General features: G+C 44.5%; 11 protein-coding genes and 1 tRNA gene. 7 read left to right on the top strand and 5 right to left on the bottom strand.

Annotated elements, in window-relative coordinates; translation table 11 throughout:
- Positions 1-9 precede the first annotated feature (9 nt).
- Complete coding sequence (locus tag AB4583_RS00715) at positions 10-1,041, top strand: potassium channel family protein (RefSeq protein WP_017063519.1); 1,032 nt, start codon at positions 10-12, stop codon at positions 1,039-1,041.
- A 75-nt stretch (positions 1,042-1,116) separates the two neighbouring features.
- On the opposite strand, the gene AB4583_RS00710 is transcribed toward AB4583_RS00715, so the two are convergent.
- The gene (locus tag AB4583_RS00710; protein ID WP_017062064.1) at positions 1,117-1,686 is read right to left on the bottom strand and encodes a UPF0149 family protein; all 570 of its coding nucleotides are present in this window, start codon (positions 1,684-1,686) and stop codon (positions 1,117-1,119) included.
- 171 nt (positions 1,687-1,857) lie between these two features.
- On the opposite strand from AB4583_RS00710, the gene AB4583_RS00705 reads away from it, so the two are divergent.
- From AB4583_RS00705 to AB4583_RS00680, 6 genes are all read left to right on the top strand, one after another.
- Positions 1,858-4,311: an ATP-binding protein gene (locus tag AB4583_RS00705; protein WP_372116035.1), complete on the top strand. Its 2,454-nt coding sequence runs from the start codon at positions 1,858-1,860 to the stop codon at positions 4,309-4,311.
- 248 nt (positions 4,312-4,559) lie between these two features.
- Entirely contained in the window at positions 4,560-5,009 is a 450-nt protein-coding gene (locus AB4583_RS00700) for an L-alanine exporter AlaE (protein WP_017062062.1), read from the top strand.
- 180 nt (positions 5,010-5,189) lie between these two features.
- Positions 5,190-5,280: transfer RNA gene (locus AB4583_RS00695), tRNA-Ser, on the top strand.
- Positions 5,281-5,534: 254 nt separating this feature from the next.
- Entirely contained in the window at positions 5,535-6,749 is a 1,215-nt protein-coding gene (gene gltS, locus AB4583_RS00690) for a sodium/glutamate symporter (RefSeq protein WP_017070004.1), read from the top strand.
- Between the two features lie 250 nt (positions 6,750-6,999).
- A complete protein-coding gene (locus AB4583_RS00685; protein ID WP_372116034.1) occupies positions 7,000-7,926 on the top strand; it encodes a LysR family transcriptional regulator in 927 nt (308 codons plus the stop codon).
- A 226-nt stretch (positions 7,927-8,152) separates the two neighbouring features.
- A complete protein-coding gene (locus AB4583_RS00680; RefSeq protein ID WP_372116033.1) occupies positions 8,153-9,406 on the top strand; it encodes a D-amino acid dehydrogenase in 1,254 nt (417 codons plus the stop codon).
- 75 nt (positions 9,407-9,481) lie between these two features.
- On the opposite strand, the gene AB4583_RS00675 is transcribed toward AB4583_RS00680, so the two are convergent.
- The 4 genes from AB4583_RS00675 to AB4583_RS00660 form a co-directional block, all read right to left on the bottom strand.
- Complete coding sequence (locus AB4583_RS00675) at positions 9,482-10,219, bottom strand: dienelactone hydrolase family protein (RefSeq protein WP_372116032.1); 738 nt, start codon at positions 10,217-10,219, stop codon at positions 9,482-9,484.
- A 222-nt stretch (positions 10,220-10,441) separates the two neighbouring features.
- Entirely contained in the window at positions 10,442-11,377 is a 936-nt protein-coding gene (locus AB4583_RS00670; protein ID WP_372116031.1) for a pyridoxal-phosphate dependent enzyme, read from the bottom strand.
- 127 nt (positions 11,378-11,504) lie between these two features.
- Entirely contained in the window at positions 11,505-12,803 is a 1,299-nt protein-coding gene (locus AB4583_RS00665; RefSeq protein ID WP_372051885.1) for a sensor histidine kinase, read from the bottom strand.
- Complete coding sequence (locus tag AB4583_RS00660; protein ID WP_017062034.1) at positions 12,800-13,477, bottom strand: response regulator transcription factor; 678 nt, start codon at positions 13,475-13,477, stop codon at positions 12,800-12,802. The genes AB4583_RS00665 and AB4583_RS00660 overlap by 4 nt, the downstream gene beginning before the upstream one ends.
- Positions 13,478-13,523 lie beyond the last annotated feature (46 nt).

The raw sequence follows: 13,523 nt of genomic DNA, 5'->3' as shown, positions 1-13,523 counted from the left end.
GAGGCTCGAATGATAATCTGGTTACAACTCAAACGCTGGATCAAAGCAAACATCTTTGTTTTGAATGGCAAAAACTTACTGTTCACTTTTCTTGGCTACATCGCTTTATCGTGGTCGATGCTGTATTTGGCGGGTGAAACAGATTTAACCAGTTCGGTTACCGTATTCGCTTACTACTTGGTGGTGACGGCTTCTACGGTTGGTTATGGTGATTTATCACCGACCACGGTAGCGGGGCAGTGGATCGTTATTCTATTTGTGATTCCAGGCGGGTTGAGCCTTTTTGCCGCGTTGCTCGGTAAAGTGGCGACAGAAGGTGTTGAATATTGGCGAGCGGGCTTGCTAGGAAAAAGGAGAGTTAGAGTGGACAACCACATTTTGATGTTGGGGTGGAATGAGCAAAGAACCATTCATCTCATCCGCATGCTACAACACGAAGAAACGGGTAAACGACCAATCGTGCTATGTACGCGTTCAGATATCGAGAACCCGTTACCCGGTGAAATCAATTTCGTCAAAGTAAACAGCTACACCGATGGCAAAGAGATGGAGAAAACGGGCATTGAGTCTGCAAGTTGCATCCTGATTGATAACCCAGAAGACGACATTACGTTATCTGCGGCGCTTTACTGTGCCAACCGAAACCCTAAAGCGCACCTTCTTGTTTACTTTAAAGATGAAGCGCTGAGCGATTTGTTACACAAGCATTGCCCTAACTCAGAATGTATTCCAGCGGTGGGTGCTGAGATGCTAGCAAAGGCTGCGGTAGACCCAGGTTCCAGTGCGCTTCACCAAGAATTATTGAGCTCAACAAGAGGCATGACACAGTATTCAACGTATTTCCCTGAAGACGCTGAGTCTGTCACCGTCGCGCCTATTTTCTCAGTGTTTAAAGAGAAGTATCAAGCAACTCTGATCGCCATTGATACGGGGAGCGGTATTGAACTCAACCCAGAGTTAGATCAAGTGGTCAGCAGTGGCACTAAGCTGTTTTATATTGCTGATGAGCGAATTGATGACTTCGATTGGAAAGGCTTCTAAAGCGACTATTTTATTTCGTCTGAAAACTAAAAAAGGCCTCATAATGAGGCCTTTTGGCTTGTATAAAGCTAACTGTTATTGAGCTTCAGCCAGTGCAATGCCACGCTGCGTTAGTCCGCAAAGCATCACAGGAACAGCGTTAAAGATCTCTTCGAACTGCTCTAGGCCTTCGATGCCTTGCTCTGCAAGCGTAGCAATTGACGTTTCTGGATCGTAAAGCATGCTCAGTGACAGCAGGACACCGCCAACGAGTGCGTTATCTTCGCTCTCTTCAGGCATTAGTGTTTCCCAATCGTCGCGAGCAATCTGCCAGCCTTGAAGCAAGCCTTCACAAAAATCACGAGCGGCAGTGTTCACCACTTCTTCGTCGTCTAATTGACAAGCTTCAGGCCAAACCCAAGTCCCTTCAATCAGTTCTGGGCGGGTTTTATTCCAAAGCTCGATGATAACTTCAATGTAGCTTTCTAGCTGTTCACCATCCGTAAAAGGTGCGACTTCTTCGCCACCCCATAAGAACGGTAGCCACTCATGCGGGGTTAACACATTCGGTGCCGCTGCCATTGCAGTGACAAAGCCCATTGTTTTGTGTTCTGTGATTAGCTTTCCTTCCAACTCTGGAAGCGCAAGAATATCTTGTAAAGTCAAAGTGAGGTACCGTAAAAGGGAACATATTTGCGCTTATAGTACCAATGAACTTGTGCCAATCAAGCTTCAATCTAAAAAGGCTTGATGTCATGGATGATAAACACTAGGTTTAACAGAAAAGAAAACAATAAAAGAATTATGCAGATACGGTCGTCTTTAAAGAAAAAAAGCATGGTAGCGCTTGGATTATACCTTGCGATGTTTATTGCCATTGTCGGTAGTGTGACGTATTACGTCGTAGAATCCCCTGTGCGCGCCAAATTACAACAAAACCTCGACTTGCGTACGCAACTGTTATCCGCATTGATTACAGAGCCACTCAGTAGTTCTCGAGGCTTCGTAGACAGTCTCGTTGGGTTTGCTCAAGCGCATCGTAACGGTGATGATGTTATTCCGCTCTTTAAGTCCATGTTGGCGGCGAGCGACGATACGATTGTCAGTGCCGGTATTTGGCCCGAACCTTATGCGCTTGATTCTAAAAAGCTTCTCAACAGTTACTTTTTTAATAAAGCCGACGATGGAATAATCGACCAGATATATTCTTACAACAACCCCCAAAATGCCCCTTATCAAGAAGAGTATTGGTACACATCTGTCGTCAACCAAAAACAAGGCACGATCTCTTGGAGCGATGTGTATATCGATCCATACACACACGTTCGAATGATTACGGCGTCTTCCCCTTATTATTACGACGGTACTTTTGCCGGTGTTGCCACGGTGGATCTCTCGCTCGAAGAGCTGCTTGGTTTTATCAAGAACCACGCCGAAGAATACAACCTTGGCATTACGCTCAGAGATAAGCTTAACCAAGTGTTGGTTTCGCATAACTTTAATATCGTTGAAGGCATTTACATCAGTAGCAATCAATTTGGTGATTTCGGCTGGCAAGTGGATGTGGTGAACTCCAAATCACGAGTAGAAGACGAAGTGTTTCGTCAGGTGATGAGCATTGAAGGCGGTATTGTTCCGCTATTGCTACTTTGTGTCATGGCGGGGTATTACTTATTGAACCGTTATTTGATTAGTCCAATCACAAGGATTGCAGCACAGGTTGATAGTTCGAAAGCCGGCGAAATCATTGATGTGGATTACTCGAGTGATGACGAAATCGGCCATTTGATTAAAACCTTCAACGAAAAGACCATTTATCTCGAAGCGGAAAAGGTTAAAGCTCAGGCATCCACCAATGCAAAAACCGCTTTCCTTGCGACCTTGTCACATGAAATTCGCACTCCGATGAATGGGGTATTGGGTACCGCTCAAATCCTATTAAAAACGCCTCTAAATTCTGAACAAGAGAAGCATCTTAAGAGCTTGTATGAGTCCGGCGATCATATGATGACTCTACTCAACGAGATCTTAGACTTCTCGAAGATCGAGCAGGGCAGGTTGGATCTTGATGAAACGCGTTTCCCGCTTGATTCGATCATCGGCAGTATTAACAGTGTTTACTACACATTGTCTTCCGAGAAAGGGCTTCAATTCAAAGTGTACTCTGAGGTGACTTCGGGTCGTTGGTACTTCTCAGATAAAGCTCGCCTTCGCCAAATTTTGTTTAATCTATTGAACAACGCGGTGAAGTTCACCTCCAGAGGCTTTGTTGAGGTGTACCTGAAAGAAGTTGTAGAGGGGAGTGACACCTATCTGAGCATTCGAGTTCGTGATACCGGAATTGGTATTTCTAAAGAAGCTCAGAAGCGTATTTTTAAACCGTTTGAACAAGCGGAGTCTTCGACCACAAGGCGTTTTGGCGGTACTGGCCTTGGCCTCGCGATTGTGAAGAAAATTGCCCAGTTGATGGATGGCAGTATTACCGTCACCAGTGAAGAAGGGATAGGCACGAGTTTTGATGTTCGCTTGAAGATTCAGCCATGTCAGCCAGGAGAAATCGAGAGTTTGCCACATAAGAAGTTGGACTACTCTGGCTTAAAGGTACTGATCGTCGAGGACAACCGAACTAACACGGTGATCATTGAAGCCTTCATGAGCAGTAAAGGCTTTACCTGTAAGAGCGTCGAAAACGGTGAACTTGCGATACAAGCCGTGGTTGCTGAGCGCTTTGATTTGGTGCTCATGGATAACCATATGCCTGTGATGGATGGCGTTGAATCAACCACTGCTATTCGTGCTTTGATAGGCGATGTGTCATCGGTATTGGTGTTTGGTTGTACGGCTGATGTCTTTAAAGAGACTCGTGAGCGTATGTTGGGGGCAGGTGTGGATTATATTATTGCTAAGCCGATTGACGAGCGTGAACTGGATGATGCCTTGTTCCGCTATTCAAATAAGCTTTATCAATACCATGAAGTAAAAGCGGATGAGCTCGAAAGCCAAGACGTAAAACCACACGATTCGAAAAGTAAAAGCGAGTCACTGCCTAAACCTGATCTTCGCAACAAAGATAACACTGAAGAGCTGTTAGTGACGTTGTATGTGGCGCTAGAAGACAACAACCTAGAACTGATTCAATTTGCACTAGAGAGCCTACGTGTCCACGTTGAAGCTATGAACAACGCGGAACTTACTGAACAAGTCGATAAAGCGTTAGAGCAGGTTGCTTTAGGATCACCACCTACACAAGATGTCATTAATATCATTACTGTAAATCTACCTATGGCTTAAATGTTGTTTAATTACGGTTAGTAAATGACGAACTGTCCAATATTTGACCTTGGTTGGATTTTTTGGTGAAAGTGACTGCTTTTAAAGTGGTTTTTGGTTGTTAATTTACAACTTGATTTTTAATTTGGAGTGTATGACTACTAATCTTGTGATTTAATAGCGACATTATCTGGTGAGGTGCAAATGTGCCTTGTTTATATGTTACTAAATCACTAATTAAGCAGTGATATATTTTAGGTTTGTCGTCAATGAAGTCTCGTGGTCCATTTTGTATTCGAAACGCAGCTGCGGATACATTTGCTATGGTCGTTTTCTGTTTTATTTCTGGCATGATCGTAGAAGTGTTTATTTCTGGTATGACGTTTGAGCAATCTCTTGCTTCTCGAACGTTATCTATTCCTGTAAACATTGCTATCGCTTGGCCTTATGGCGTTTTTCGTGATTGGTTCTTACGCAATGGTGCAAAACTTTCAGAAAGCTCATTGATGAAAAACTTGTCTGATTTGATGGCATACGTGTTATTCCAGTCTCCAGTGTATGCGGGTATTTTGTTGGCAGTGGGTGCTTCAGGCGACCAAATCGTTACGGCTGTAACCAGTAATGCAGTTATCTCGTGCGGTATGGGCGTACTTTACGGCTACTTCCTCGATATGTGTCGTAAATGGTTTCGAGTTCCTGGCTACTATCAACAAGCTTAAGAAAAGCAACAAGCGTAAGTGCAGCGAAAGAATGAAATTTGGTTTGTTTTTGATCTAATGAGTTAATTTGTAATCGAACAAACCGAAAAAGGCACTTTTTTTGAGAATGCCCCTTGACCAAAGCAAGCAGAATCAATAAAGTAGCGCCTCGTTGAGTGACATGCTCAACACACAATTTGTGGAAGGATGGCTGAGTGGCTTAAGGCGCTCGCCTGGAAAGCGAGTATACGTTTATAGCGTATCTGGGGTTCAAATCCCCATCCTTCCACCACTATTCAAAACCCTAGCAGAAATGCTGGGGTTTTCTCGTTTTAGAGCCTCTATATCCCACCTCATCTGTATACCTCCCTAATATCCGTTCCTTTAATCATTGCTTTATAGTTATAATCTCTATTAATACCGTCACAGAATTAACCATATTAGGTGTTTTTATCATAGATAATCGCTTGATTTTTTGGCGTGAACCTAGATTATTAATAGTACGCAATATTATGAATAATCTAACTATTAGGAATCCATAACCTCATGACAGAAACCCTAGTTTCTCCAATGCTCTCTTTTACGATCGCGATTTCATTACTGTTTATCGGTAAAGGTTTGATCGAGCGATCTGAAGTATTAAGAAAGTATTCACTGCCAGAGCCTGTGATTGGTGGCTTTGTCTGCGCAGCGACCGTAGCGGCGCTTTACTATATTTTTGAAATCCAAATCACTTTTAGCCTAGATGTCAGAGACTTTTTGCTTGTCTACTTTTTTGCTGGCATCGGGCTCCAAGCGGATATTAAAACACTGATTAAAGGCGGGCGACCGTTGTTCATCCTACTGTGTCTTGCTGCCATTTTTATCGTGTTGCAAAACGTAGTCGGAATGGCAGTCGCTTCTGGCTTTGGAATGGATGCGAAAGCAGGCTTGCTATCTGGGTCTGTTAGCTTGATAGGCGGCGTAGGCACAACGTTAGCTTGGGCGCCAATGTTTGTGGAAGAGTTTGGTATTGCTAACGCGCTCGAACTTGGTGTCGCTTCAAACACGGTTGGTTTAATTGCAGCGTGTGTGATTGGTGGTCCGATTGCGAACTACCTGCTCAATAAACACAAAGTAAGCCCTTCTAATGAAGAAGAGGTTACGGTTGGTGCATTCCAAGAGAGTGAAACAAAAACAGAGCTTAGCCACTACGGCGTTCTGTGGGCGTGGTTGATTCTTAACTTAACACTAATGCTGGGTTACAGCTTGAGTGAAGTTATCGACTCGATGGGCCTAAAACTGCCGTTATTCGTTAGCTGTTTGATCGCAGGTATCCTAATCGGAAACGTTGGTCGCGCACTGTTTAAGAAACGTCGTACACAAGAGAAAATCGCTCAAGGCCGCAAAGGCTTAGCGATGATCTCTGATATTTGTTTAGGCATGTTCTTGACCATGGCATTGATGGGGTTGCGTATCTGGGATCTCGATGGACTGTTTGGCTATATCTCTGTTGTCATGAGTATCCAGATCTTGCTTTCCCTGTTGTTTACTGTGTTTGTCGTTTATTACTTGATGGGAAGAAACTACGATTCTGTGGTGATATGTTCAGGCTTCGGTGGTATCACTCTAGGCTCGACCGCAACAGCAATTGTGAACATGACCGCAGTAACTCACCGCTATGGCGCAAGCCCACAAGCGTTCATTGTGGTGCCATTAGTGTGTGGTTTCTTTGTTGATTTGATTAATGCGCTAGTGATCAGTTTCTTTGTTGGTCTGTAGTGAAGTGACCGGTTATTGACTGCTTGAGGTTTACATCGGGATAATGACCACAAAGGCGATGACGAAAGTTGTCGCCTTTGTGTTATCTACAGCAAAAAATACACGTATATCAACCTTTGATGTAATGCCTTGAAGTGACTCGGTGCACAAGTTAGAAAGTGCAATTACAATCTTGATAAATTGGGATATATGTTCGTAGTAAAATTGTGAGACGCTTGATCAAGTGTTAGTCGAATCACAAGGAAGTTGAATGCACCACTTTAATATCCGTGCTCTTGAGTATTTAAATGCGTTGTCAAAATATGGGTCGTTACGTAAGGCATCTAAGATGATGAACGTTGACCCTGCCGCGATGAGTCGGATGTTGACACAGTTAGAAGCGCAAGCGGAAATGAAAGTATGGGAGCGCAACAACCGCCAATCACTGTTAACCGAAGCGGGTAATGAACTGCTGAATTACTACCGTTCCATTGTTCGTGGAGAGGCCGCTGTACTTGCTCGACTAACTAAGCTTAAAAACCTCAAAGGAGGCAATGTCAGCATTGCTATCGGTGAAGGATTTATTACCAACTTGGTGTCAAAACCGATGCAAACCTTCATGACTCGTTATCCTGATATCAATCTTTCTATTGAGATCGCAGGGGCATTGGATGCAGTCAAGATGTTGGAAGATCAACAGATAGACTTTGCGATAACCTATGCGTCTGCACCGCACCCTAAACTGCACTCCCACGTTGAACGCAGCCATCCGCTCGAATTGATTGCTCCGAAGGGGCACTTCCTTACGATGAAAGAAGCACCAGTGGTAATGCAAGATATTCAAGACGCTTCTCTCGCCTTGATCGATAACTCGACCGGTATGGGGAGGCTAGTAAAGCAGGCTGAACAAATTTCCCATCTTACCTTGCAGCCAAAACTTCAAACTAACTCAGTCACGGCACTGACTAACTTCGTTTCAGCAGGGTTGGGCGTCACCTTTATGCCTAAGCTCACTGTGATCGATGAAATAAAGTCAGGGCAGATTGAAGTGGTTGCGACCGAGTTGGAGATGCTATCGAAGGCGACGGTTAAGGTTCAATCTTTGAAAGGCCTTGCACTTACGCTACAAGCCGCAACCTTGTTGGATTTCTTACTCGAGAACGCCACTTTCTTAAGCCATGACGCTTACAATATCTAGGCTTAGTTGATTTACTTAGCGACTCCTACCTAAGCTTTCAAATACCACCAATATCACACTTTCAAACTGCCGAATTCGTTTTTAAGTCGAATTGAGTTTTTGTCAACGCTCTCTCTATTGTTAAGTCAACACGTGCGGAATAAGTTACAAACCATTAACGAAACGAGTTTTACACTGACAGTTGTGTTCGGCTGGTTTTGGCTTTGTCGGGCATTAGGGGAAGAGAATGGAAGTAATTGTAATTGGCAGCGGTGTGATTGGCTTGACCAGTGCTTGGTATCTGGCGAAAGAGGGCCACTCGGTGACGGTTATCGATCGTCAAGATAGCAGTGGCAAAGAAACCAGTTTTGCGAATGCCGGGCAAATTTCTTACGGTTATTCATCACCATGGGCGGCACCGGGCATCCCTTTGAAAGCGATGAAATGGCTTACCCAAGAACATGCTCCCCTAAAAGTGAAGCCTTCTCTTTCTCCAGAGTTAATGTCTTGGGCGACTAAGATGCTTGCCAACTGTAATGAAGCCAAGTACGCACAGAATAAATCGCGGATGTTGCGAGTCGCTAACTACAGCCGAGAGTGTCTGACTCATCTAAGAATCAGTGAAGATTTGGCTTATGAGGGCCGGCAGAAAGGCACCTTGCAAGTATTCAGAAGCGAAAAACAATTGGACGCTATTCAGCAGGATATGAAGCTATTAACAGAGAGTGGAATCGAACACTCGCTGTTTGATGTTGAACAGTGTCTGTCAGTGGAGTCTGGTTTAGCAGACGTTAAAGACAAGCTGGTGGGCGGCCTGTATTTACCACACGATGAAACCGGTGATTGTCATCAGTTCTGTTTAACCTTGACCGAAAAAGCCAAGCAACTCGGCGTTCAGTTCGTGTTTAATACCGAAGTGGTTAGGCTCAATCATCAGAATCAAACCATTGAGAGTATTACAACGACTCAAGGCGAGTTCAAAGCGGATGCTTACGTGGTCGCTTCAGGAAGCTATTCTCGAGAACTGTTGAAGCAAGTCGATTTGTCGATCCCGGTTTATCCAGTGAAAGGCTATTCGCTAACACTGCCGATCGTGAATGCAGATAAGTCACCAACCTCGACTGTGATGGATGAAACTTACAAGGTAGCGATGACGCGATTTGATGATCGTATTCGCATTGCAGGGACGGCAGAACTTGCGGGGTTTAATTACCTTATCCCTGAAAAACGCAAAGCCACGATTGATATGGTGATTAAAGATCTTTTCCCACAAGCGGGTGACTTTTCTAAGGCTGAATACTGGACTGGGTTAAGACCAATGACGCCGGATGGTACGCCTATTATCGGTAAGACGCCTATCAAGAACCTATTTACAAATACTGGACATGGGACATTAGGTTGGACAATGGCATGTGGCTCAGGAAAGATCTTGGCAAGCGTGGTCAGTGGCTCTGATTGCGATATAAAAGCAGACGACTTGAGCATCCATCGTTACATGTAGTTCATCCAAATCCTTGGTCATACGAATTAGCCCATGTTTATTAAGCATGGGCTAATTTGGTTTGAGTGTCGCGGCTTATCGGGTGGTGGTTTCTAACACATGAGTGAATCGTTCCCACGATTTTTGGTCAGCTTCATGTTGATAGTTATTCGATCCGAATACTGTGAAGGCGTGTGGCGCACCACTATAAGTGATCATTTCATGCGGAACTTTGGTTGATTCAAGTTGAGCGGCGAGGCTTCCAAAGTCGTGCATTGAAATCATGGCATCAGCCGTGCCGTGGAACACGACTACGGGAGCTTTAGTCTGCGAGTAGTCTTGGCCTTTTGGTGTTGATAAACCGCCATGGAAGGTGACATAAGCCTTCGAAGGAATGCCCGCACGAGCGGCTTCCAATACAGCTGCTCCGCCGAAACAGTATCCCATCATTACGTTGTTATCTAAGTTGCCGCCAAGTCTTTTCGCTTCCATGGCACCAGCTTTGAGCAACGTACGCATTTTTTCTCTGTCTTTATACAGCTCGCCTGTATGTTGCTTTTTATCTTTCACTTCCGTAGGGCGAATGCCTTTACCAAATAGGTCGATGGCGAACACGTTGTAACCGAGTTCGTTGAGCATCTCAGAACGTTTCTTTTCGTAATCGGTTAAGCCATCCCAATCGTGTATTAGCAGTACCAAAGGCGCTTGGTCACTGGCTTCACTCCAATAACCTTCGTAATCCATCCCATCGACTTGGTAAGTGACGTTTTCTCCTGATATCGCAGAGAAGGGCAGTAAAACTGAAAACAGGCCGAGCGTAGTGAGTTTTCGCATGCGTAATTCCTTTCGATGACAATTGACGTTCCAATCGAAAGTATAGATAACGCGATGATTCTCGCCAGATTTCTGTCTCTAACTTGAAATGTCTGGCAGGGATAGCAGGTGGCTATTACTGATAAACAGCCATCGAAAGGGAGTGCGATGGCTGTTCATGATGCGCTGAGAAATTCTCAGTTCGCAGAAACGCGGGGCATTAGAGTAGAAAAGAACGGATTACTACCAAGTAGCGTTATCAGCGGTGTGGCTACTTCGAAGTTCTGGGTACTTACGTTGATAGCGCGGCAACATCGACTCATTACCTAAGATGCCACCTTGATGGATATAGATGACGGTTTTGGTTGGGTTCTCTTCTTGCCATTGCTCTAAGCATTGCCACATTAATGGGTCGTAGAGCAGGTCGAATTCAATATCAGTTTGTTCTTGTAGATCCAACCAAGTTTGATAGTCCTGCTGGTACAACTTACCAAAGTGGTGTTTGGCTTTAAGCGGTAATATCTGCGGGTGATCGGTTTCGCCAAGCTCGTTGAACTGTTGCGTTAGGTAATCACTGCCGCCAACACATGCACAGGTTAATACCGGGATGTTGTGTAGTTTTAAATGCTTATGTAGATACAGAGCCGTGCTGCCTGTGCCTGCTGGCAGTGCCACCACGAAATCGTGTTTGCTTTCGAAACGCGTCCAGCTGAGTATTTCAATGGCTAGTTGTTTCACGCCGTATTCAGAAAGCTGAGAGCGTCCACCTTCTGGTAACACAATGCATTGTGAGTCAGGTTGTCTTACTTGCTCAATATACTCTTGTGGATGAAGATCAGAGCCTGTTTCTTTGACTGAAATAACCTCAGCCCCGAGATCGATAGCGCCACGGTAGTTGCCGAGTGGGCGTTCTTGTAGCCATCGAGGTAGGTGATCAACGTAAAACTCAAGCGTCCAACCTTTGATTTTTGCAAGTGCGGCTAGCGAGAACAATGAGTTGGCTTGAGCGGAACCATAGCTTATTAGGGTGGTAGTGCTTGGGTGCTCGTCTTCCAGTAGCTTCATGAACTTTCTGGCTTTGTTGCCGCAAAAGTGGGAATGAAGCTGATCGTCACGCTTTAAGAAAAAGGTGTGGTCGTTGTATTGATGTTGAGTTACAGGGCTATTATTTAGTTTCATCGCACTTAGACAAAATGCTGACTCAAGAGCCAGCATTTATAGTTCAAATAGGACTAGCGAGTATCTAGTAGCTAGGGACCGCTGTAAACCAACTAAATCAAGTTTTCGTTCGATATTGAGCCGTGATCTACGAATTCATTTGCTCTGGGATTGATGAGGATAGATCGGTTTGAAAGGTGATTTTAGCGGTACATCCACCACAGCTGCGATTGACCAATTCAAAGCCCCACTGGAAGCGTTGACACAAGTCCTCGACAATCAATAAACCTAATCCATGACCATTCGGATTGTATTGTTCCTGAAGGCCTTCACCTTGGTCTTCAATCACAATACTCTGTTCGGACAGGGTAACCGTGACAGTGCCACTATTGGTCGCTGCAATGGCATTCCTCAATAAATTGCCGACCAACATATTCATGATCGCGCTGGTGGCTTGAATGGTCGGCTCTGATTGAATGTGTAAGGATATCTCGACTTGCTTCTCATCCGCCTGTAATGAATTCTTGGAAACGATAGCTTCTAACTCTTGCTGACTAAACAAGCGCAGCGGTGCATCGTCACTGTTTCTTTCATAACGAACCAGACCAAGCAGGGCATCGACCATTTCAGACATTTGAACAATGGCTTCATCAATACGTTCAACCTGACGAGATTGAAATTCGGTTGTTTCGCTTCTCAGTAACAGTTTGTTGGCACCACGAGCAACAGTCAACGGAGTTCTTAGTTCATGACTTGAGTAGCGTGCGAAAGCTTGCTCGCGTTTTACTAGAGAATTGATTTCTCTTCTGTATTGATTGAGTTGATCCGTCAACTGACGAAACTCCACCGCCGCATCGTCATTCACTCCAAATTCTTCGTTTAGATTGAGCTTATTGGATTCAAGCTGTTCAGACAGGGAGTTGAAGGGCTCAATCAGCCGTTTAGACAACCGATAGAGCAGAGCTCCGAAGCTGAATATTAGAATAGAGAGAAGGGCTAATACAAATGTGGTGGCATAAACGAGCTCAAAGACACTAAGCTCGACACGGTCTATTTCAGAAAGCAGAACAATAGGGTGAGTTCTACCTTCATGAGTATACTCGCCTACATAGACCATGCGAGATTCTGGATCTTCACCGACCTCACCAATGAAATTTTCTTTGCCTTCAATATACTTTAAATACTTTTTCGGTAGATAGGAAAGATCGTTGTAAGCGATAGTCAGGTCATCAATACGAAGCTCTCCACTTTCACCTGACTGGAATAACCCGACTGCATAGTTGCGGTCAATTAGGATGCGTCTTTCACCCACGCGGTCTTCCGACAAGTACAGGGCTGTGATAAATACCACATAGACAAATGCCGACACAATTACGGCCATTAACCCAAAGAAAACCGCTAAGCGGCCCGTTAGGGTTTTTGTGCTTGTAAGAACATTTGAAATCAATTCGATGGCTCCAATCGGAAGCCAACTTTAGGCACCGTAATTAACATCTGAGTGTCGAAAGGCTTGTCGAGTTGATTACGTAACTGATAAATGTGACTGCGCAACACATCATTGTTGGGTTCGTTTTCTTCCCATAACTTGTAGGAAATAGCTTCACGAGTGACTACTTCAGGTGCGCTTTGGCACAGCATCTCAAGTATGGTGTAAGTGGTTGGGTTGAGCGCTAGTAGTTTATCTTGGCGGTAAGCTTTACGGGTTTTTTGGTCGATGGTGAGTTCATCGAACTGAAGTTTTGAAGAGGCGACTTTTCCGCGGTAACGACGGACTAACGCGTTCATTCTTGCTTCTAGAATATCCAAATCAAATGGCTTGGTGAGGTAATCATCGGCACCGTGTTCAAAGCCTTTCAGCATATCTTCTCGGCTATCTAAGGCGGTCAGCATCAAAATAGGTGTCGCGTTACCTTGGTCTCGCAGTTTATTACAAACCGTTAGGCCGTCCATTCTCGGTAACATTAGATCCAATATGATGATATCAAATGAGTTTTCCAACGCGAGTTGTAGGCCAAGTTCACCGTTGTCTGCGTAATCGAGTTCCATGCCAATACACTCAAAATAATCAAACAAGACACCTGCAATTTCACGGTTATCTTCGACTAATAGAACTCGTTTCATTTTGATTCTCATACAGAAATAGACAGTAACATTATCCTGAGTGAGC

The sequence above is a fragment of the Vibrio sp. 10N.222.49.C12 genome (genome assembly GCF_041475025.1).
Taxonomy (GTDB): domain Bacteria; phylum Pseudomonadota; class Gammaproteobacteria; order Enterobacterales; family Vibrionaceae; genus Vibrio; species Vibrio crassostreae_C.
This window is presented reverse-complemented; position numbering and strand designations above follow the sequence as displayed.

Coding starts and splice junctions, on each gene's coding strand:
- AB4583_RS00715 (WP_017063519.1), top strand. CDS start 10: ATGATAATCTGGTTACAACTCAAACGCTGGATCAAAGCAAACATCTTT.
- AB4583_RS00705 (WP_372116035.1), top strand. CDS start 1,858: ATGGTAGCGCTTGGATTATACCTTGCGATGTTTATTGCCATTGTCGGT.
- AB4583_RS00700 (WP_017062062.1), top strand. CDS start 4,560: ATGAAGTCTCGTGGTCCATTTTGTATTCGAAACGCAGCTGCGGATACA.
- gltS (WP_017070004.1), top strand. CDS start 5,535: ATGACAGAAACCCTAGTTTCTCCAATGCTCTCTTTTACGATCGCGATT.
- AB4583_RS00685 (WP_372116034.1), top strand. CDS start 7,000: ATGCACCACTTTAATATCCGTGCTCTTGAGTATTTAAATGCGTTGTCA.
- AB4583_RS00680 (WP_372116033.1), top strand. CDS start 8,153: ATGGAAGTAATTGTAATTGGCAGCGGTGTGATTGGCTTGACCAGTGCT.
- AB4583_RS00675 (WP_372116032.1), bottom strand. CDS start 10,219: ATGCGAAAACTCACTACGCTCGGCCTGTTTTCAGTTTTACTGCCCTTC.
- AB4583_RS00670 (WP_372116031.1), bottom strand. CDS start 11,377: ATGAAACTAAATAATAGCCCTGTAACTCAACATCAATACAACGACCAC.
- AB4583_RS00660 (WP_017062034.1), bottom strand. CDS start 13,477: ATGAAACGAGTTCTATTAGTCGAAGATAACCGTGAAATTGCAGGTGTC.